The sequence below is a fragment of the Limnohabitans radicicola genome (genome assembly GCF_014837235.1).
Taxonomy (GTDB): Bacteria; Pseudomonadota; Gammaproteobacteria; order Burkholderiales; family Burkholderiaceae_C; genus Limnohabitans_A; species Limnohabitans_A radicicola.
Window position 1 is genome coordinate 1,313,073 of the sequence record NZ_JACYFT010000001.1, and the last position, 20,666, is coordinate 1,333,738.

Genomic DNA, 20,666 nt, shown 5'->3' on the forward strand with positions numbered 1-20,666 from the left:
GCGTTTGCTCACTCGGCGCGTGCGCCAGACTCGCGCACGATCACGCGCCACTTGTCGTGCTCACGTTGGGTGAACTGACCAAATTGGGCGGGCGTGCCCCCTGCCGGGTCTGCGCCCTGCGCCACCATTTGCTGCTCGATTGCTGGGAGGGTCAGCATCTCGTTGACGGCTTTGTTGACCGCAGTGATGACGGCTTCGGGGGTGCCCTTGGGGGCGAAGAAGCCGAACCACGAACCGGCCTCAAAGTTGGGGAAGCCTTTTTCGACCACGGTGGGCACATCGGGCAAAGCCCGCGAGCGCTTGAGGCTACTCACCGCCATCGGGCGGAGCTTGCCTGCGGTGATGTGCTGCATGACCGAGGGGATGGTGGCGAACATGAACTGGATGCGCCCGGCCAGCAGGTCCTTGAGCGCATCGGCGCCTTTGTAGGGGATGTGCGTGGCGTCAAAGCCTACGCGCTTGCCCAGCATGAAGCTCGACAGGTGCGACGACGTGCCGATGCCTGTGGAGCCGTAGTTGAGCTTGCCCGGGTTGGCTTTGGCATACGCCACCAACTCGTCCATGTTTTGCGCAGGCACGCTGGGGTGGACCACCAGCACATTGGGCACATCGGCGATCTGCACCACGGGCACCAGGTCGGTGAGCGGGTTGTAGGGCAGCTTGCCGTACAGCGTGGGGTTCACCGCGATCGGCCCCACCGAGTTGACGAGCAGGGTGTAGCCGTCGGCAGGCGAACGCACCACCAATTCGGTGCCCAGGTTGCCGCCAGCGCCGGGCTTGTTGTCGATCACAAAGGGCTGCTTGAGCTTGTCGGTCAGCTGCTGCGCCACCATGCGCGCCAGGATGTCGGTGGTGCCGCCTGCGGTGAAGGCGACGACCACCTTGACGGGTTTGTTGGGGTAGCTTTGTGCCAGCGCCGACGAGGCGGTCAAACTGGCCAGGGCCAGCAGCCCTCCACCCAACACGACGCTGCGGATGTGCAGCCAGGATAAACGGATCATCTTGTCTCCTTGCAATGCTGTGTCCCAACGCTTGAACGCCGGGGTGCGTTGGGGCATGGCTGCCCGGTTCAGGTTTTGTAGCTGGGGTCCAGGCGGTCAAGCTTGCGCAGCAAGGCGGGCCATTCCATCAGGCCGTAGGGTCTGCGCGTGCCGGGCTGGTAGTTGTTCCAGGTTTCTTCGAGGATGGGTTGCGGCACCTTGGCGAATGGGGTGTTGCAGGCCATGGCCGCCAGCTGTGTCTGGCAAGACAGCTCCAGCCGATGCATCCAGTTGAAGGCCTCGCCCACCGAGCGGCCCACCACCAGCGCGCCGTGGTTGCGCAGCATCAAGGCTTCGCTTTGGCCCAGGTCTTTGAGCAGCGAGGCTTGTTCTTCTTCGTTCAGCACCACGCCCTGGTAGTCGTGGTAGCCGATCTTGAGAAAACGCATCGCGGTTTGCGTGATCGGCAGCAGCCCGCATTCGAGGGCAGACACCGCCATTGAGGCCCAGCTGTGGGTGTGGATGACGCAGGCGATCTCGGGGCGTGCGTTGTGCACCGCGCTGTGGATCACGTAGCCGGCTTTGTTGATGCCGTAATTCAGCTCGCCAAAGTCGGGCTTGGACAGGATGTTCCCGTGGATGTCGATCTTGATGAGGCTGGACGCCGTGATCTCTTCGTACATCATGCCGTAGGCGTTGATCAAAAACGCGCCGGGCTCGCCCGGCACATGGCTCGACACGTGGTTGGCCATCATGTCCGACAGGCCGTACAGGTCCACCAGCCGGTAGCAGGCGGCCAGGTCCACGCGCGCTTGCCACTCGGCGGCTGTGCAGCGGTCCTTCATCGATTCAATTTGCAAAACACCGTCTTTCACCATCTTGCACACTCCTTGTCAGTCGAGTTTGACGCCCGCGTTCTTGACCAGTTTGACCCAGAACTTCGCGTCTTCCTGCAAAAAGGCCGCGAACTGCTCGGGCGATTTGGACAGATCGACATCGGTGCCTTCACGCGCCAGTGCGGCCTTCACGTTGGGCTGGCCCATGGCCCACTGCGCTGCTTCGTAGATTTTTTTGACCACCGGGGCGGGCGTGGCCGCAGGCACAAAGATGCCATACCAAAACTCGATGCTGTATTCGGGCAGACCCGCCTCGCGCATGCCGGGCACTCCCGGCACCAGCGGTGTGCGCTCTGTGGTGCTCACGGCCAGGCCTTTGAGGCGTCCGGCCTGGATCATCGGCAGCACCGAAGGCGGTGTGCCAAAGGTCACTTGCGTGTCGCCCGCGATCAGCGACTGGATGGCCGGACCACCCCCGCGAAACGGGATGTGCGTGAGGTCCACATTGGCCAGCTGCGTGAAGAGCGCACCGCCCAGGTGCGGCGCCGAGCCATTGCCCGAGGTGGCGTAGTTGATGCGACCGGGCTCCTTTTTGGCGCGGGCCATCAGGTCTTGCAAGGAGTTGATGCCGATGTTGGGATTGACCGCGATCACCAAAGGCGAGGTGGTGATCTTGGTCACCGGGGCCAGGTCTTTGGGGCTGTAACCCAGCTTGGGGTTGAGCGCCGGGTTCACCGAGATGCTGCTGGGGCTGGCGATCAGCACGGTGTAGCCGTCGGCGGGGGCCTTGGCCACGATTTCGGCGGCGATGCTCGAGCCCGCCCCTGCGCGGTTTTCGACCACCACGCTGGTGCCCAGGGCGCGGCCAAAGGCGTCGTTCATCGAGCGCGCCACATGGTCGGCAGCGCCCCCGGGGGCAAAGCCCACCAGCAGCTTGACGGGTTTGTTCGGGTAGGGTGCGGTGGACTGCGCGTGCACGCCTGTGCCCACCAGGGCCCAGACCAAGGCGGCGAGTGCTTTTCTTTTGTTCATCGTGTGTCTCCTCCGTGTGGGGGTGTGGTCAGCCGATGCGCAGCACGATCTTGCCCGTGTGCTGGTTGCTTTCCATGTGCGCCTTGGCCTGCGGCATGGCGTCAAATTCGAAAGCCCGATCGATCATCGGCTGGATGCGGCCATCGGCAAACGCGGGCAGGATCTGCGCCGCAAACTTGGCGATGCCGTCGGCCCGCTGGGCAGGCGTGCGCAGCTTGTTGGACACACCAAACACCACCAAGCGCTTGGCGTGCAGGGTTTCGAGGTCAATCGGCGCTGTGAGCGTGCCGTCGACGTAACCCACGATGCCCATGCGGCCTTGAAACGCCAGACTGCGCAGGCTCTCGGCAAACACCGTGCCGCCGACCGTGTTGACGGCCAGGTTGGCGCCCTTGCCTTCGGTGGCTTGCATCACCGCGTCATGAAAGTCCGGTGCGCGGGTGCAGATGCCCACATCCAGTCCCAGGGCTTGGAGTTGGTCGAGTTTGGCTTGCGAGCCCGAGGTGCCGATGACCTTGGCGCCCAGCACCTTGGCCATTTGCAAAGAGGCCACGCCCACGCCCGACGACACACCGTTGACCAGCAGCCACTGGCCCGCTTGCAGTTGGCCTTGCAGCACCAGCAGATCGTGCGTCACCAAAAAGGTCAGCGGGATCGAGGCGGCTTCTTCGAGTGTCAGGCGTGCGGGCACAGGCATCGTCTCGCGCACATCCATCAAGGCGTATTGCGAGAACGCGCCGGGGCAGCGGCCCATCACACGGTCTCCCGCTTTCCAGCCCGTGACGCCCTCGCCCAGCTGCACGATTTCGCCCGCGCCTTCCATGCCTGCTGCTTTGGCGCTGCCTGCGGCGTGCAAGCCGTGGCCGTGGATGAACTCACCCCGGTTCAGCGAGGCCGCGTGCATCTTGACCAGCACCTGGCCTGGGCCGGGCTGGGGGGTGTCCACGTCGCGCAGCTCCAGACGTGATCCGGTGTCATCCGACACCATCCAATATGACTTCATGTGTGTTCTCCGTGGCGCGTCTGAACGCTCAGACGCCTTTGAAAGCGGGTTTGCGTTTTTCCATGAAGGCTTTGCGGCCTTCGGCGTAGTCGGCGCTGTCAAAGCAGCCGCGAATGAGTTGCTGGCAATGCGCCAAATCGGCCTCTGGTGAGGCCTTGAGGATTTCGCGCGTGATGAACTTGGCGGCCTGGATGGTCAGCGGCGCGTTTTCATCGAGTGCGCGGGTGTACTCGGCCAGCAGCCCGGGCAGGGCCTCCACGCTGGCGATGCGCGAGACCAGGCCCAGGCGGTGCGCCTCGGCCGCGTCGATGCGGCGTGCCGTGAAAAACAAGTCCTTGGCCGCACCGGGGCCGATCAGGTCGACCAGGTTCTTCATGGCCGAGTAACGGTAACCCAGACCCAGGCGGCCTGCAGGCACCGAGAACACCGCGTCGCTGGCGGCAATGCGCATGTCGCAGCTGATGGCCACGTTGATGCCGCCACCAATGCAGTAGCCGCGGATGCAAGCCAGCGTGGGTTTGGAGAAGTTGTAGATGCCCATGAGCGCGGCTTCGGCCATGGCCTCGTAGCGCGTCACCGCTTCTTGGGCCGCGCGCATGTCTTCAAACTGCGAGATGTCGGCGCCCGACACGAAAGCCTTTTCGCCCGCGCCCTTGAACACCACCAGGCGCACACGGCTGTCCTGTTCGGCCAGAGCCAGCAGCACGGGCACGGCCTCCCACATGTCCACGCTCAGCGCGTTGTGGCGTGCGGGGTTGTTGAACTCGATGAACAGCGTGCTGCCGTCCAGCCAGGTGTTCACCCGTTCGGTGGGTGAGGTGTAGGTGATGTCACTCATCAATAGACTCCGGTGGATTTGAGGCGGGCCAGGTCTGCGGCGCTCACGCCCAGCTCGCCGAGGATTTCTTCGCTGTGCTCGCCGCGCCGTGGCGTGGTGCGGGCAATGGTGCTGGGCGTGCGCTCGAGCTGCACGGGCTGGCCCACCAGCCGTTGTGGCCCTTGGTGGGGCGAGACCACGTCTTTGACCATCTTCAGGTGCTGTACTTGCGGCTCTTCAAACACCGCGTCCATGCTGTTGATCAAACCGCAGGCCACGCCGCCTTCGTTCAGGCGCTGGATCCAGTAAGCGCAGTCTTGCGCGGCCAGGCGTTCGTTGATCTCGGCGTTGAGCGCATCGCGGTTGACCGAGCGGCTGGGCTTGTCTTTGTAGCGTTCGTCGGTGACCCATTGCGGCGCGCCCAGGATGTCGCAAAACCGCTCCCAGATTTTGGAGCCGAAGACCGCGATGTTCATATAGCCGTCGCGCGCTTTGTACACGCCCGTGGGGATGCTGGTTGGGTGAAAGTTGCCCGCCTGCGTGGCCACTTCGCCGTCGATCAACCAGCGCGAGGTTTGGAAGTCCATCATGTAGACCATCGATTCGAGCAGCGAGGTGTGCAGCCACTGGCCTTGGCCCGACTTTTGCCGTTCGATCACCGCCACCAGAATGCCTTGCGCCGCAAAAATGCCTGCGCACAGGTCGGCGATCGGGATGCCCACGCGCATCGGGCCTTCGCCGGGCAGACCGGTGACCGACATCAGGCCACCCATGCCTTGGGCGATCTGGTCAAAGCCCGGGCGCTGGGCCAGTGGGCCGGTTTGCCCAAAGCCCGAAATGCTGGCGTAGATCAGCCCCGGGTTGTCGCCCTTGAGGCTGTCGTAGTCGATGCCCAGGCGGAACTTCACGTCAGGGCGGAAGTTCTCGACCACCACATCGGCTTGGGCGATCAGCTGCTTGAGCAGTGCAATGCCTTCGGCTTCCTTGAGGTTGAGCGTGATCGAGCGTTTGTTGCGGTGGGTGTACTGGTAGTCCGAGCCTTCCTGTCCGCCCAGCGTGTCGTCACCGCGCATGTGTTCGGGCATCTGCACCTGCACCACATCGGCGCCCCAGTCGGCCAGCTGGCGGCAGCAAGTGGGGCCAGCGCGCACCTGGGTCAGGTCGATCACGCGCAAGTGAGAAAGCGCCGCAGAGGCGGGAATGTGGGGCATGGCGGGTGTCCTGCAAAGAGCCAAAATCAGCCCAAAGTGTCACCGAATCGGGCTTAAAGTGTCAACACTTCGACCATATTGTCGACACAAAAGCGGGGTTGCTGCTCATTTGCGCAGGCGGCTCCTGTACCATCTGGCCTCCATTCCCAGCGTTCAACAGCCCCATCCGCATGACCTCCCCGGCCGACAAACCCGAGCAAAACCTCCCCCTGTGGGTGGCGGAGCAGCTCAAGCAATGGATCTACACCGGGGAATTGGCGCCTGGTTCGCGGCTCAACGAAGCCGCACTGGCCTTGCGCATGGGCACCAGCCGTGGCCCGGTGCGTGAAGCCATCCGCATCCTCACTGGGCAGGGCTTGGTCACGGCCGTGGTCAACCGGGGCGTGTTTGTGCGCCAGTTCTCGCTGCGCGAGATGCTCGAAACCTACGAGTTGCGCGCCCTGATGTTCGGCTTTGGGGCCGAGCACGCCAGCGAACACCTGACCGAGGCTGACAAATTGCAGTTTGAAGAGTTGCTCCAAGGCATGGACGAAGCCTGCGAGCAGGAAGACGGCAGCCGCTACTACGAGCTGAACCTGCGCTTTCACCAATTGATCATGCGCCTGTCAGGCAACCAGCGTGCCCAGGCTGCGTATGACGACTACGTCAAGGAGCTGCACCTTTTCAGGCGCAAGTACTTCAACGCCCCGGGCAACATGCGCCGCTCCAACATCGAGCACCGCCAGATCTACGACGCCATCGTCAAAGGCGCCAACAGCAAGGCCCGGTCAGCGGCCGAAAAGCATGTGCTGGAGGGGCGGCAGCGCTTGATGCGGAGCATGGACGTCTGATCCTTTGTTCAGCCGGGCAGGCTGAGTCTTCTCCATCTGAAAGACACACCCCGTAAGCGGCGTGCGTACTTTGGTGTGCGTCGCCCCCTATTTCCCTTGGGGAACCCGGAAAAGTCGGATGACAGCCGGACCAAATACGTTTAGACTGATCAGTCACAAATCAGATTTAAAAGTCCAAATGATCAACCGATTGGTAAAAACCGTGCTGCTGGCCTTGGGTTGGGGCGTGGTGTCCATGGGGCTTGCACAGGCCCAGACGCCCGCAGCCGCGTGCCCTGCACTGCTCAACCACACGATTCCCCGCCTGCAGGACGAAAAGCCCCAGTCGCTGTGCCAGTACGCGGGCAAGGTGGTGCTGGTGGTCAACACGGCCAGCTACTGCGGTTTCACCCCGCAATACAAGGGCTTGGAGGCCCTGTACGCCAAGTACAAAGACCAAGGTCTGGTCGTGTTGGGTTTCCCGTCCAACGATTTCGCGCAGGAAAAGGCCAACAACAAAGACATCGCCGACTTCTGTGAGAACACCTTTGGGGTGAAGTTCCCGATGTTTGCCGCCTCCAGCGTCAAAGGCGAGCAGGCCAACCCGCTGTTCAAACAGCTGGCCGCGCAGGGGGCCACCGTGCCGCGCTGGAACTTCTACAAATACCTGATCGGGCGTGACGGCAAGTTGGTGGAGAGCTACAGCAGCATGACCGCCCCTGACAGCAAGAGTCTGGTCGGCGCGATTGAAAAAAGCCTGGGGACCAAACCATGAGCCGCATGAAACTGGCCATCGTCGGCTCGGGCATTTCGGGTCTGGCCGTGGCGCACACACTCAAGGGGCAAGCCGACATCACCGTGTTTGAAGCCGGGGACTATTTTGGTGGCCACACCCACACGGTGGACGTGACGCTGCCCACGCCAGAGGGTTTGGTCACCCACGGGGTGGACACAGGCTTTTTGGTGTTCAACGAACGCACTTACCCGAACCTGATCCAGCTCTTTGCCGACTTGCAGGTCGAGACCACGCCGTCCGACATGTCGTTTTCGGTCAAGGTGCCGGGTGCTGTGGGGGGCCGCACGCTGGAGTGGAGCGGCACCGACCTGAGCACCGTCTTCGCGCAGCGCCGCAACCTGATCAACCCACGCTTTTGGCGCATGCTGGCCGATGTGCTGCGCTTCAATGCGCTGTGCACCCGCATCGCTAAAGAGCAACGCGAAGCCGCCTTGCAGCAGCCGCTCGGTGACTTTTTGCGCACGCACAAGTTCAGTGACGAGTTCCGTGACTGGTATTTCCTGCCCATGATGGGCTGCATCTGGAGCTGCCCGACCGACCAAATGCTGCAGTTCCCTGTGGCGACCATGATCCGCTTTTGCCACAACCACGGGCTGATCCAGGTGATGAACCGCCCGCAGTGGTTCAGTGTGCTCGGCGGTGCGCGCCACTATGTGAACAAGATCCTGACCCATGTGCCCGACAAGCGCCTGAACACCCCGGTGCGTTTGATCGAGCGCAACGCCGAAGGCGTGCGCATCATCACCGATGGCCATGCCGAGCGCTTTGACGAGGTGGTGATCGCCACCCACACCGACCAGGCCCTGGCCATGCTGCGCGAGCCCAGCGCCAACGAGTCACAGATGCTGGGGGCCATCCGCTACCAGGCCAACCGCGCTGTGCTGCACACCGATGCCTCGGTGCTGCCCGCCAACCCCAAGACCTGGGCGGCCTGGAACTACGAACGCGCCGCCAGCGATGACCGCGAGTCCTCTCGCGTGTGCTTGCACTACCTGCTCAACCGATTGCAGCGCATCCCGTTCACGCAGCCCGTGGTGGTGTCGCTCAACCCGGTGCAGGCCATCGACCCGGCCACCATCGTGGGCACATACGACTACGCGCACCCGGTGTTTGATTTGCCCGCCATCGAGGCGCAGCAGCGCCTGCCTTTGCTGCAGGGCCAGCAACACACCTGGTTTGCCGGGGCTTGGGCGGGCTACGGTTTTCACGAAGACGGGCTCAAGTCCGGCCTCAACGTGGGCCGTGCTTTGTTGCAGCGCATCCAGGCGGGTTCAGCCGCATGAGCACCGCAGGCGCGCTGATCGGCTGGGGGGTGGTGCGGCATGCCCGCCTGCGCCCGGCGCGCCACGCGTTTGCGTATCCCACGGCATTTTTGATGCTGCCCATGCGCCGCTTGCAGGCCGAAGGCCAGCAGGCCGATCTGGCGGTCAACCGCCGCGCCTGGTGGGCTTTCCATGACCGCGACCATGGCGACGGGCGTGGCCCCGAGCAAGGTGGTGCGCTGGCCTGGCTGCAAGGCCTGTTGCAGTCCGAGGGCATCACCGACGCCACGGGCGAGGTTTGGTTGCAGACCTTCCCGCGCATCCTGGGCCATGCTTTCAAGCCCGTGAGCTTTTGGTACGCGCACCGCAGCGACGGCTCGCTGGCCGCCATCGTGGCCGAGGTCAACAACACCTTTGGCGAGCGGCATTGCTATTTGCTGCCTTCGCCCCATTACGGCCAGACCTTGAGCGCAGACAAGGTGTTCCATGTGTCGCCGTTTTGTGATGTCCAAGGGCACTACCGTTTTCGCTTCATGCGCACGATCCATGGCGGGCAAGACCGCATCGTGGCGCGTGTGGAGCACGCTGACGCGCAAGGCCCCCTGATCGACACCAGCTGGAGCGGTCAGCTCGAACCTGCCACTGCTGCGGCGATGCGCCGCGTGATGTGGCGCTTTCCGCTTTTGACGCTGGGCGTGGTGCTGCGCATCCACTGGCATGCCCTGCTGCTGTGGGCCAAAAAAGTGCCCTTCTGGCGCAAGCCCGCGCCGCCCGCCCAATTTGTGACCCGATGATTTTTCGGATGGAGATTTGCCGATGACCACCACCTTGAACACTGTGACTGCCCCGATTCAAAAGCAGGACATGCCCCGCGCTGCCCAGCGTGTGCTCAGCCTGCTCCAGCGCCTGCGCGTGGGCACACTGCATGTGCACGGACCTGACGGTTATGCGCAGGTCTTTGGCACCCACCAGGCGCCGTTTGCCGCCATCCACATCCACCGCTGGGAAATGTGCGCCGAGGTGCTCAAGTCCGGTGACATCGGCTTTGCCGAAGGCTACATGGCGGGCGACTGGACCACGCCTGCGCTGGCCGACCTGATGCGCCTGTTGATCGCCAACCGCCGCGAGATCGAAGGCGCGATCTACGGCCACTGGCTGGGGCGCCTGGCTTACCGCGTCAAGCACTGGCTCAACCGCAACACCCGCACCAACAGCCGCAAGAACATCCACGCGCATTACGACCTGGGCAACGCGTTTTACGAACTGTGGCTTGACGAGACCATGAACTATTCGTCGGCCTGGTTCGAGGGCGACCACACCCGGGACATGGCCGAGGCCCAAAAAGCCAAGGTGCGCCGCGCTCTGCGCATGGCGGGTGTGAAGTCCGGTGACCGTGTGCTGGAGATCGGCTGCGGCTGGGGCGCTTTGGCCGAGGCGGCCACCACCGAGTTCGGTGCGCACATCACGGGTGTGACGCTCTCGACCGAGCAGCTGGCGTTTGCCAATGCGCGCATGAACTGGCACGGCGTCAAGGCCCAGGCCGATTTGCGCTTGCAGGACTATCGCGACATCCAGGACGCTTCGTTCGATGCGATTTGCTCGATCGAAATGGTCGAGGCCGTTGGCCAGGCATACTGGCCCACCTACTTCCAGACCGTGAGCCGCTTGCTCAAACCCGGCGGGCGCGCCTGCATCCAGAGCATCGTGATCGACGATGCCTTGTTTGACCGCTACCTGCATTCGACCGACTTCATTCAGCAGTACATCTTTCCGGGGGGCTGTTTGCCCAGCCCAAGCGAATTCAAAAAGCAGGCCGAGGCCGCAGGCTTGCAGGTGGTCGACAGCTTTGCCTTCGGACCGGACTATGCCGAAACGCTGCGACGCTGGCGTGCCAGCTTCATGGCCAGCCTGAATGAAGTGAAGATGCTGAACTTCGATGACCGCTTCATCCGCTTGTGGGAGTTTTACCTGGCGTACTGCGAAGCGGCGTTTGACGAGGCCAACATCGACGTGCTGCAGTTCACGCTCCTCAAACCCGAATGAGCCACTGACATGCGGTGTGCACACATTGCGGTGGGTTGGGCCTGGGCGCTCGCGGCGCTGCTCGGGCATGCGCAAGACGCACGCCTCGAGCTGTCGGGTGTGCCTGGCGTGCAGCCGCAAACGGTCAACCGCTTTGCGGTGTGGGGCTTTGAAGTCTATGACGCCCGCCTGTGGACGACACCTGACTTTGAAGTGAAACATTACGCGCGCCACACCTTTGCGCTGGAGCTGCAGTACCTGCGCAAGCTGCAAGGGCAGGCGATTGCCGAGCGCTCCATCGACGAGATGCGCCGCATTGGTCAGCTCAGCCAAGCCAAGGCACAGGAGTGGTTGCAGGCCATGCGCCAGATGTTTCCTGACGTGGCGCAGGGTGACCGCATCACGGGTGTTCACCTGCCCGGCCAAGGGGCCGAGTTCTGGGTGAATGGCCGACGCGCAGGCCAGGTGGCCGACCCGCAATTTGCGCGCTTGTTTTTTGGCATCTGGCTTGACGAGCGCAGCTCCGAGCCACAGCTGCGCACGCGCTTGATCAAAGGCCTCAAGCCATGAGTGGCCAGCACAGCGTGGTCCCCACCGCCCGCTATGGTTTGCTGGGCTTGCCACTGGCTTTTGTGGCCTTGCCTGTGTATGTGCATTTGCCCAACCTGTATGCGCAGCAGCATGGCGTGCCATTGGCTGCGCTGGGGGGCGTACTGTTGGCCAGCCGTGCGGCAGATGCTTTGATCGACCCGTGGCTGGGACGCATGGGCGATGCCCTGTACCGACGCTCATGGCTGGCGGTGTGGTGGTGTGCCGCCCTGCTGGCGTTGGGTGTGGCGTGCGGCTTTGTCGGCTTGTTCTTCCCGCCTGCGCTCTCGCCCGAGACCTTGCTGGTGTGGGTGGCAGCTGGGCTCACGCTCAGCCATGTGAGTTACAGCGGTTTGACGATATTGCACCAGGCCTGGGCCGCACGCCAAGGCGGTGGCGCATTGGCCCAAAGCCATTGGGTCGCCTGGCGCGAAGGCTGGGGACTGGTGGGCGTGCTGTTGGCGTCGGCCTTGCCCAGTTGGCTTGGCTGGCCAGCCACGGCGGCGGTTTTGGTGCTGGCACTGTTGCTTGGCCTGTGGGCATGGCGGCAAGCCCAGCAACGGGTGCCGCATGGCGGTGCAACCACGCCACACGCCACAGCCCACAACACAGGCTTGTGGCGCCCGTGGCGCACCGCTGGATTTGCGCGTTTGGTGGCGGTGTTTTTGGTCAATGGTCTGGCCAGTGCGTTGCCTGCCACGCTGGTGCTCTTTTTTGTGCAGGATGGCGTGCAAGCCCCTGCCGTCATGCAGCCCTTGTTTCTGGGCTTGTACTTTGCTGCCGGGGCGCTGTCGTTCCCGGCCTGGTTGCGTTTGATCGACCGCCTCGGCCTGATGCGCAGCTGGTGCCTGGGCATGGCATTGTCCATCCTGGCGTTTGCAGGTGTGCTCACCTTGGGGCCGGGCGACAGCGCTGAATTTCTGGTCATTTGCATCGCCTCTGGATTGGCGCTGGGCGCTGACTTGACGGTGCCTGGTGCATTGCTCAACCAGTTGATTGACCACAGTGGTGAGCGTGGCCGCACAGACGGCGCCTTCATGGGTTGGTGGAATCTGGTCACCAAACTCAATTTGGCATTGGCCGCAGGTGTGGCCCTGCCCTTGTTGGCATTGGGCGGTTATGCCCCGGGCCAGCGCGAACCCGCTGCACTGTTGACCTTGAGTCTGGCCTATGGCTTGCTGCCCTGTCTTCTGAAATTCCTGGCCATGGCCGGCCTGTACTTTGGCCTGATGCGCCAGTCATCCGGCGCATTTGGCATCACCGATCCCTCACGGAGCTTGACCCCATGAACACCTCATTGTCTCGTCGACACGCTCTTGGCCGTGTGGCCCTTTTGGCCATGCCTGCCACCCTGCTCGCTTGTGCGGGCTCGCCCGTGCGCGATGTGTCTCAAGACAAACCTGCGCTGGACCTGCGCACGTATTTCAATGGCACGGTGGACGCCTGGGGCATCTTCACCGACCGCAGCGGCGAAGTGGTCAAACGCTTCACCGTGGTGATGGACTGCCGCTGGCAGGGCGATGAGGGTGTTCTGGATGAGGCCTTCACCTATTCGGATGGCAGCACGCAGCGCCGCATCTGGCGACTGAAAGCCGGGCCCGATGGCCGCTACACAGGCCGCGCCGACGATGTGGTGGGCGAGGCCTCCGGGCAGGTGCGTGGCAACACTTTTTCGTGGGCTTACACCCTCGCTTTGCCGGTCGACGGGCGCGTCTGGAACGTCGAGTTCGACGACCGCATGTACCTGATGGACGACCGCGTGATGCTCAACAAGGCGGTCATGAGCAAGTGGGGCATTCGCTTGGGCGAGGTCACTTTGTCGTTCAGCCGCAGAACCCCCGTGCAAGGCAAGCCATGAACGATTGGACCGAGCCGGGTGCGGTCCTGCCGCAGCCCACGCACAAACAAGCGGCGGTGTTGACCACCAGCAGCGCGACCCGCCGCTGGTATCAGCCCAACACGCCAATGGTGGACTGGACCGGTCGCCGTGTTTGGCTGATCGGGGCTTCGTCGGGCATTGGCTTGGCGTGTGCGCAGGCGCTGCGTGCCGCAGGCGCGCAGGTGACCGTGTCGGCACGGCATCCTCAGCAGGTGCAGGCCTGGGCCACGCAAGACGCGGGTGTGCGTTGGTTGCCACTGGACGTGACCCGTGTGGTCGATGTGCAAGCCGCCGCCCGCGAGGTCCTGGCCAGCGGCCCGCTCGACCTGGTGGTGTACTGCGCAGGCTACTACAAGGCGCAGCGCGCCACGGCCTTCGATCTGAACCAGATGCTGCAGCACAACGAGGTCAATTACCAGGGCGCTTTGCATGTGCTGGATGCGGTGCTGCCGGGCATGCTGGCGCAGCAGCAAGGCCACATCAGCCTGATCAGCAGCGTGGCGGGCTGGGCGGGTTTGCCCAACGGCCTGGCCTATGGCCCGACCAAGGCCGCCATGACCAACCTGGCCGAAACGCTGTATGTGGATTTGCAAGACCAGGGTATCGGCGTGAGCGTGGTGCACCCGGGCTTTGTGGCCACGCCGCTCACCGCCCAAAACGAGTTTGAGATGCCCGCACTCATCACCCCGGCCAAGGCCGCGAACGAGATGCTGCGCGGCTGGGCACGCGGGCAGTTCGACATCCATTTTCCGCGCCGCTTCACGCTGTGGCTCAAACTGCTCAAACTCTTGCCGTACCGGCTGTACTTTCCGCTGGTGCGCCGCTTCACTGGCCTCTGATCTGAACCCTGAACGCCCGACCATGAACGCCCGAGAACACACCGCCCATGTGGCCACCTTCTTTGAGCAACTGACGCCAGACAGCGTGCAACAGTTGCCGCAGTTCTACGCGGCAGACGCCCGCTTCAAGGACCCGTTCAACGATGTGCGGGGCTTGCCCGAGATCGATCGGATTTTTCGCCACATGTACGTCGCACTCGATCAGCCGCACTTTGTGGTCACCCACCAGCTGGTCGATGGCGATCAGGCCTTTTTGGTCTGGGACTTCCGCTTTCGCTTCAAGCGTTTTGACACCACCACCTGGCAAACCGTGCGTGGCAGCACCCACCTGCAGTTCAACGCCCAGGGCCTGATCACCCTGCACCGCGATTACTGGGACGCGGCCGAAGAGCTGTACGAAAAACTCCCCGTGCTGGGTGGCCTGATGCGCTGGCTCAAAAAGCAAGCGAACCAGTGATCTGTTGTTGAGCCCATCGGCGAGCCAAGAGCCCAGCCATGCGCCGACTTCAGCGGCTGTAGGCCAGGCCCGAGGCCACACCGCCAAACAGATCGCCTTCGATCAAGGGCACACCCGTGAACGTGGCCTGCAGGGCCTGCTGGAATGGCCGCAGGGCCGATGAACCGCCCGTGAGGTAAATGCCGTCCAGACCCGAGGCCTGAAGCTCGGCCTGGTGCACACATTCCCGCGCGCAAGCCACCGTGCGTTGCAGCAGTTCGGCCAGGTGCTCGCGCATGTCGGCCACACCCATGGGGGCGCTCAGCTGCGCTTGCAACATAGACAAGCCGACAGCGGTGTCGCTGCCCGCTTGCGAGCAGCGGATCTTGGCTTGCTCCACCTCGTGGGCGATGTGGTGCCCCAGCCGCTCGTGCAGCACCTGCATGAGCCGCGCGTGCAGCGCCAGATCGCTGTAGTTGCTGCGCAGGGCCTGTGCCTGGCTGATGGCTTTGGCTTGGTACTGCCAGTGGATCAGGTGCCAGGTCGCCAGGTCAAAGAAGACACGGCTGGGGACTTCGCGCTGCTGGGGGCCGATGTGTTTGAAGCCCAGCAGTGGCATGACTTGCTCCAGGTTCAGTCGCCGGTCAAAGTCGGTGCCGCCAATGTGCACGCCTGTGGTGGCCAGCACATCGCCTGTGCGGTCGCTTTTGTGCATGCGTCCGGGGCCTAACCGCACCACCGTGAAGTCCGAGGTGCCGCCACCGATGTCCACCACCAGCACGGTGCTCTCGCGGCTCAGGCGGCGCTCGTAATCCAATGCTGCGGCAATCGGCTCGAGCTGGAACGACACCTCGGCAAAACCCACCGACTGCGCCGCTTGCAAAAGCGATTGCTGCGCCAGCGCATCGCGTTCGGCATCGTCGTCCACAAAGTGAACCGGGCGGCCCATCACCACGCGCTGCGGCGCTGTACCCAGGGCCTGCGTGGCGCGCTCGCGCAGCGCTCCCAAAAAGGTCGCAATGATGTCCTGAAAGCTCACGGCTTGGTGGTGGATCTGGGTGGTCTCCATCAGCAGCGGGCTGCCCAGCAGGCTTTTGAGCGAACGCATCAGGCGCCCCTCGGTGCCTTCGAGGTACTGCGCGATGGCGTCGCGGCCAAAGTGGGTGCCCCCGTCTTCGGCGTTGTAGAACACAGCGGTGGGCATGGCCAGCGCTGTGCCTTCGAGCGGGATCAGCCGGGCCGCGCCTTGCGCGTCGGCCCAGGCCATGGCCGAGTTGGACGTGCCAAAGTCAATGCCGAGCGTGCCCGGGTTCGGTGCAGACATGGCGCGTGCGTCGGCTCAGGCCGTGCGGGTGCGTTTCCAGGCCAGGAGGCGCATGACACCCCGGTAGACCATGCGCAGCATCAGCAGGGTCATCAGCACTTCCAGCGCGGTCAGCACCACCGACACGGCGGTGTTCCAGCGCGCTTCACGCGCACGAAACTTGGCGAACAGGTGGTCGCGCTTGAGCTCGATGCTGTCGTAGAAGCTGGGCACCACCAGCAGCGTGAGCAGCGTGGAGGTGATGGTGCCACCGATGATGGCCACCGCCATGGGGCGGTAAAACTCGCCGCCCTCGCCCATGCCGATGGCCACGGGCAGCATGCCCGCGATCAGCGCGAAGGTGGTCATCAGGATCGGACGCAGGCGCTTGCGTCCGGCGTTCATGAGGGCTTCTTCGCGGTCCACGCCTCGCGCTTCTTCGGTGCGGGCGGCGTCCAGCAGCAAGATGGCGTTTTTGGCCACCAGACCCATCAGCATGATCACGCCGATGAAGCTCATCAGATTGAGCGTGCCGCCTGTCAGCAGCAGGGCCAGCACCACACCAATGAGCGACAGCGGCAGCGACAGCATCACGGCCAGAGGTGCCGTGAAAGAGCTGAACTGCATCACCAGGATCAGGTACATCAGTGCGATGCCCGAGACCAGCGCCACGCCCATGTCGCCAAACACTTCTTTTTGGTCTTTGGAGGCGCCTGCCAGCTGCAGGCCGTAGCCGGGCGGGAAGTTCATTTCACGCGCGATCTTCAGTGCATCGGCCGTGACCTCGCCACTGGAGCGGCCTTGGGCGTTGGCCGAGACAGCGATGGTGCGCTTGCCGTCGGCGTGCTCGATCCGCGAAGGACCTTGCCCCAGCGTGACCTTGGCGATCTGGGCCAAGGGCACGATGGTGCTGGTGCCCGCCACGGCGATGGGCAGGCGCTCGATGTTGCTGGCGTCGGTGCGGTCTTCGGGGGCCAGGCGCACGGCCACGTCACGGGCTTCGCCTGTGGGGTCCACCCAGTCACCGACCTCGACACCCGCAAACGCCACACGCAGTGCGTTGGTCGCGTCGGCGGCCGAGATGCCCAGCGAGTTGGCCAGACCGCGATCCAGTTCGATGCGCAGCTCGTTTTGCGGGTCTTGCTGCGACAGGCCCACGTCCACCGCGCCGGGCACTTTGCGCAGACGCGCCATGAAGTCGTTGGTGATCTCCAGCAGCTTGCGCGAGTCGGTGCCCGTGAACTGGATCTGCACGGGCTTGGCCGCGCCGTTGTTCAGGTCGTCGAGCACGGTGAACTCGGCACCCACCAGCAAGCCGATGCGCGAGCGCAGCTCGGCGCCAATCTCTTGCGCCGAGCGTTGGCGCTCAGTGCTCTTGCCAATGTCGACATAGATGCGGCCACCGCCGGGGTTGATGTTGCTGTTGGTGGCTTGGGTTTCGGGCAGCGAGCGCGCGAGTGCTGCCGCGGCGTCGAGTTTGAGGCGGGCGTATTCGAGGCTGCTGCTGGCCGGGGTGCGCACATCGATGGCCAGCGTGTTGCCATCGGTGGCGGGCAGGAAGCTGGAGCCGCCAAACTTGGCCTGCAAGGCCAGTGCGCCCACCAGGCTGATGAGCGCAAAAGCGGACATCCAGCGGCGGTGGTGCAGCGCCCAGGCGATCACGCGGCCATAGCGGTCGGCCTGGTGGTCAAACCAGGTGTTGAAGCGCGCCAGCCACAGGCTGATGCCTTGCTTGGGCACCTCGTGGTGCCCGGGTGGGTCGCCCCAGTAGGCCGACAGCATGGGGTCGAGCGTGAACGAGATCAGCAGGCTCACCAGCACCGAAGCCACCACCGTGAGGCCAAAGGGGCGGAACCACTCGCCGGACACACCCGGCATGAAGGCCACCGGGATGAACACCGCCACGATGGAGAACGTGGTCGCAGCCACGGCCAGACCGATTTCAGCGGTGCCTTGCAGGGCCGCTTCACGGCGGTTGAAGCCCCGCTCCATGAAGCGCACGATGTTCTCGCGCACCACGATGGCGTCGTCGATCAGCACGCCAATGGCCAGCGACAGTCCCAAAAGGCTCATGAAGTTGAGCGTGAAGCCGCACAGCCACACCGCGATGAAGGCGGTGATGACCGAGGTGGGCAGCGACAGGGCAGTGATCAGCGTTGAGCGCCAGGAGTTGAGGAACACATAGACCACAAAAATGGTCAGCACCGCGCCAAACACCAAGGCTTCGATCACGTTGTTCAGGCTGTTTTCGGCGTCTTTGCCACCGTCTTGCGTGATGTCGATCTGGGTGCCTTTGGGCAGGGTCTCGTTGATGCTCTTGACCAGGCTGCGCACCTCGTTGGCCACCGACACGGTGGACGCTTCACGCGTGCGGGTGACGGCCAGGCCCACGTTGGGGTGACCGTTGCGCACACTGAGGTTGTTCATTTCGGCAAAGCCGTCCTCGATGGTGGCGACCTGCCCCAGCCGCACCAGTTCGTTGCCGCTGCGGCGGATCACGATCTGCTGGAAATCGGCAGGCGACTCGATGCGCCCGAGCAGCCGGATGCTCTGGTCCTGCATCTCGCCACGGATTTTGCCCACCGGGGCGGCGATGTTCTGGTTGCGCAGGGCGTTGACCACTTCGGCCACCGACACGTTGACTTCGCGCAGCTTCTGCGAATGCAGCAAAACACTCAATTCGCGCTTGAGCGAGCCGTTGACCTTGACCTGGGCCACGCCCGGGATGGCGCGGAATTTGTCGGCCAGCTGGTCTTCGGCCAGGCGCGAAATCTCGGCGTGCTTTTGGCTGGAAGAAGACAGCGCCAACTGCATGATGGGCTGCGCAGAGGGGTCCACGCGCAAGATGACCGGCTCGCGGATTTCGGTGGGCAGCTTGTAGCGCACCGTGCCGATGGCGTTGCGCACCTCGTCGGTGGCCTCGATCAGGTTTTTCTTGAACTCGAAAAACACCAGAAAATTGGCGTTGCCTTCGTTGGCCGAGGTTTTGAGTTCCTTGATGCCGCTGACCGACTGCAGGGATTTTTCTACCCGGTTGAGCACTTCGCGCTCGACCGTGTCGGGCGAGGCCCCGGGGTAGTTGATGTCCACCACCAGGAGCGGCAGCGCGACGTCGGGAATCTGGTTGACCTTGAGCTTCTTGATGGCCAGAAGCCCCAGGGCCATGAGCATGATGATGATGACCACCGTCACCACCGGGCGGCGGACGCTGAAATTGGACAGGAACATGGATCAGCTCCCGCTTTTTTCAGAGCGCAGCGTGAAGGCCTGACCGTCCTTGAGGTTGCTGCCCGGGCTGCGCACCACGCGGTCGCCGTTCTTGAGCCCTGAACGGACCACCCAGCGCCCCAGGCGTGCATCGCGCGCACCCAGCTCCAGCGCCTGCTTGCGCACGGTTTGGCCGTCCAGCACCCAGGCCGAGACCTTGTCGCCTTCACGCACCAGGGCGGATTCGGGCAACATCAGGGCGGGTGCGGTCTGTGTCTCCACGAGTCCTTCGGCATACAGGCCCACAATGGGTGGGCGGGCATCGCCTGTGAAGTCCACCAGCACCGAGACCTGGCGCGTGACCGGGTTGGCCGAGGCGTCGATGCGGCGGATCTTGCCTGTGGCCGTTTGGCCTTCCACGCCATTGATGCGGAAGCTCACGCGCTGTCCGGGCTTGAGCACATGCATCTGGTCAGACGAGACCATGCCCTCAAAGCGCATGCTGGCGGGGTCGATGATCTGCACCAGCTCCTTGCCGATCTGGGCGGTGTCGCCTGCCGACACCTTGCGTGCACTGACCATGCCGTCAAACGGTGCGCGCACCAGGGTGCGGTCCAGTTGCTGGCGCGCGGCGGCCACACGGGCCTTGGCGGCCACCCATTCGCTTTGGGCGGTGTTGCGGCGCACTTCGGATTCTTCCAGGGCCTGCATCGACACCATGCCTTGGGCCTGCAATGATTTCTGACGCTGGTACTGCCGATCGGCGCTATCAAACGATTGGCCTGCGGCGCGGCTGCCCTCTTCGGCCGAGGACAGGTTGTCGCGAAGCACCGCATCGTCCAGGCTCACCAGCAAGTCGCCCTGGCGCACGGTGTCGCCGTTCTCCTTGAACACGCGCAGCACCACGGCCGAGACCTCGGCACGCAGGTCGGCGCGGCGCTCAGGCTGCACCGAGCCGGTGATCACGGGGCCGCTGCCATGCTCCAGCGCGTCCAGCACCAGCACGTCTTCTTGGCCCAGACTCAGGGCGGCAGTGGTTTCGCTTTTCTTTTCTTCGGTGGCCGGCTTGCTGCAGGCCACCAGAGTACCCACCAGGCACAAACACACCAGCGCTTTGGACAACATGACTATTCCCTTAAATTGGTGCAGACGGGGCCAATGAACGGCAGGGCACAGCCCGGTCTGCGGCAGGTGCAGGCGCACCCTGAATGAAGCGCGAAGCATACCGCAGGCCGCCACGGAAAGGGCCTTGGGGCGTCAGTTGGGCCTACAGTTTTTCTGGGGCGGGGTGCGCGCCATGTGTGGACCCATGTGGGGGAAGAAGCATGGACAAAAGCGTGGACAATGGCGGCTTCATTTGTCTCACCGACTGTTTCAGCCCATGACCGAACCGACCGCCCGTCCCGAATTGCCCGATCACCTGTCGATTGACCCGCGCAGCCCGCACCATGTGGCCGCCATCTTTGAGCACGACATCGGCATCCTTTTCAATGGCAAGGAGCGCTCGGACGTTGAGGAGTATTGCGTGAGCGAAGGCTGGATCAAGGTGCCCGCAGGCAAAACGGTGGATCGCAAGGGCAACCCCCTCATGATCAAGCTCAAGGGCCAAGTCGAGGCCTTCTACAAATAAGGCCCCTGCGCTTGCA

General features: G+C 63.7%; 20 protein-coding genes. 11 read left to right on the top strand and 9 right to left on the bottom strand.

The window, feature by feature from the left end:
* Positions 1-8: 8 nt before the first annotated feature.
* The 6 genes from IC609_RS06485 to IC609_RS06510 form a co-directional block, all read right to left on the bottom strand.
* The gene (locus tag IC609_RS06485) at positions 9-1,001 is read right to left on the bottom strand and encodes a Bug family tripartite tricarboxylate transporter substrate binding protein (RefSeq protein ID WP_191818597.1); all 993 of its coding nucleotides are present in this window, start codon (positions 999-1,001) and stop codon (positions 9-11) included.
* A 68-nt stretch (positions 1,002-1,069) separates the two neighbouring features.
* Positions 1,070-1,858 carry a class II aldolase/adducin family protein gene (locus IC609_RS06490; RefSeq protein WP_191818598.1) on the bottom strand — a complete coding sequence of 263 codons (789 nt, stop codon included), beginning with the start codon at positions 1,856-1,858 and terminating at the stop codon, positions 1,070-1,072.
* Between the two features lie 15 nt (positions 1,859-1,873).
* Positions 1,874-2,848, bottom strand: a complete 975-nt coding sequence (locus IC609_RS06495) for a tripartite tricarboxylate transporter substrate binding protein (RefSeq protein WP_191818599.1) — start codon at positions 2,846-2,848, stop codon at positions 1,874-1,876.
* Positions 2,849-2,876: 28 nt separating this feature from the next.
* A complete protein-coding gene (locus tag IC609_RS06500) occupies positions 2,877-3,851 on the bottom strand; it encodes a quinone oxidoreductase family protein (RefSeq protein WP_191818600.1) in 975 nt (324 codons plus the stop codon).
* Positions 3,852-3,879: 28 nt separating this feature from the next.
* Positions 3,880-4,689: an enoyl-CoA hydratase gene (locus tag IC609_RS06505; protein WP_191818601.1), complete on the bottom strand. Its 810-nt coding sequence runs from the start codon at positions 4,687-4,689 to the stop codon at positions 3,880-3,882.
* On the bottom strand, positions 4,689-5,879 hold the full coding sequence (locus IC609_RS06510) for a CaiB/BaiF CoA transferase family protein (protein WP_191818602.1): 1,191 nt from the start codon (positions 5,877-5,879) through the stop codon (positions 4,689-4,691). The genes IC609_RS06505 and IC609_RS06510 overlap by 1 nt, the downstream gene beginning before the upstream one ends.
* Before the next feature lie 170 nt (positions 5,880-6,049).
* Here IC609_RS06510 and IC609_RS06515 point away from each other — a divergent pair, with 170 nt between their 5' ends.
* From IC609_RS06515 to IC609_RS06560, 10 genes are all read left to right on the top strand, one after another.
* On the top strand, positions 6,050-6,709 hold the full coding sequence (locus IC609_RS06515) for a GntR family transcriptional regulator (protein ID WP_191818603.1): 660 nt from the start codon (positions 6,050-6,052) through the stop codon (positions 6,707-6,709).
* 235 nt (positions 6,710-6,944) lie between these two features.
* Positions 6,945-7,463: a glutathione peroxidase gene (locus IC609_RS06520; protein ID WP_225224068.1), complete on the top strand. Its 519-nt coding sequence runs from the start codon at positions 6,945-6,947 to the stop codon at positions 7,461-7,463.
* Between the two features lie 5 nt (positions 7,464-7,468).
* Entirely contained in the window at positions 7,469-8,767 is a 1,299-nt protein-coding gene (locus IC609_RS06525) for an NAD(P)/FAD-dependent oxidoreductase (protein ID WP_191818932.1), read from the top strand.
* Positions 8,764-9,540, top strand: a complete 777-nt coding sequence (locus tag IC609_RS06530) for a DUF1365 domain-containing protein (protein WP_191818605.1) — start codon at positions 8,764-8,766, stop codon at positions 9,538-9,540. Before IC609_RS06525 ends, IC609_RS06530 begins: the two co-directional genes overlap by 4 nt.
* Positions 9,541-9,562: 22 nt before the next feature.
* A complete protein-coding gene (locus IC609_RS06535; RefSeq protein WP_191818606.1) occupies positions 9,563-10,789 on the top strand; it encodes an SAM-dependent methyltransferase in 1,227 nt (408 codons plus the stop codon).
* 9 nt (positions 10,790-10,798) lie between these two features.
* Positions 10,799-11,338 carry a chalcone isomerase family protein gene (locus IC609_RS06540; RefSeq protein ID WP_191818607.1) on the top strand — a complete coding sequence of 180 codons (540 nt, stop codon included), beginning with the start codon at positions 10,799-10,801 and terminating at the stop codon, positions 11,336-11,338.
* A complete protein-coding gene (locus IC609_RS06545) occupies positions 11,335-12,645 on the top strand; it encodes an MFS transporter (RefSeq protein ID WP_191818608.1) in 1,311 nt (436 codons plus the stop codon). Before IC609_RS06540 ends, IC609_RS06545 begins: the two co-directional genes overlap by 4 nt.
* A complete protein-coding gene (locus IC609_RS06550) occupies positions 12,642-13,214 on the top strand; it encodes a DUF3833 domain-containing protein (protein WP_191818609.1) in 573 nt (190 codons plus the stop codon). The genes IC609_RS06545 and IC609_RS06550 overlap by 4 nt, the downstream gene beginning before the upstream one ends.
* A 107-nt stretch (positions 13,215-13,321) precedes the next feature.
* On the top strand, positions 13,322-14,074 hold the full coding sequence (locus IC609_RS06555; RefSeq protein WP_225224069.1) for an SDR family NAD(P)-dependent oxidoreductase: 753 nt from the start codon (positions 13,322-13,324) through the stop codon (positions 14,072-14,074).
* Positions 14,075-14,096: 22 nt separating this feature from the next.
* Positions 14,097-14,531, top strand: a complete 435-nt coding sequence (locus IC609_RS06560) for a nuclear transport factor 2 family protein (RefSeq protein WP_191818611.1) — start codon at positions 14,097-14,099, stop codon at positions 14,529-14,531.
* A 49-nt stretch (positions 14,532-14,580) separates the two neighbouring features.
* Here IC609_RS06560 and IC609_RS06565 read toward each other — a convergent pair whose 3' ends face one another.
* From IC609_RS06565 to IC609_RS06575, 3 genes are read right to left on the bottom strand one after another with little or no spacing between them, the layout of a single operon-like run.
* Positions 14,581-15,834 carry an Hsp70 family protein gene (locus IC609_RS06565; RefSeq protein ID WP_191818612.1) on the bottom strand — a complete coding sequence of 418 codons (1,254 nt, stop codon included), beginning with the start codon at positions 15,832-15,834 and terminating at the stop codon, positions 14,581-14,583.
* A gap of 15 nt (positions 15,835-15,849) precedes the next feature.
* Complete coding sequence (locus IC609_RS06570; RefSeq protein ID WP_191818613.1) at positions 15,850-19,041, bottom strand: efflux RND transporter permease subunit; 3,192 nt, start codon at positions 19,039-19,041, stop codon at positions 15,850-15,852.
* A gap of 3 nt (positions 19,042-19,044) precedes the next feature.
* Positions 19,045-20,145 (bottom strand): efflux RND transporter periplasmic adaptor subunit, encoded by a 1,101-nt coding sequence (locus tag IC609_RS06575; RefSeq protein ID WP_191818614.1) that lies wholly within the window; start codon positions 20,143-20,145, stop codon positions 19,045-19,047.
* Positions 20,146-20,401: 256 nt separating this feature from the next.
* Between IC609_RS06575 and IC609_RS06580 the strand changes: the two genes are divergently transcribed.
* The gene (locus tag IC609_RS06580) at positions 20,402-20,650 is read left to right on the top strand and encodes a DUF3297 family protein (RefSeq protein ID WP_191818615.1); all 249 of its coding nucleotides are present in this window, start codon (positions 20,402-20,404) and stop codon (positions 20,648-20,650) included.
* Positions 20,651-20,666 lie beyond the last annotated feature (16 nt).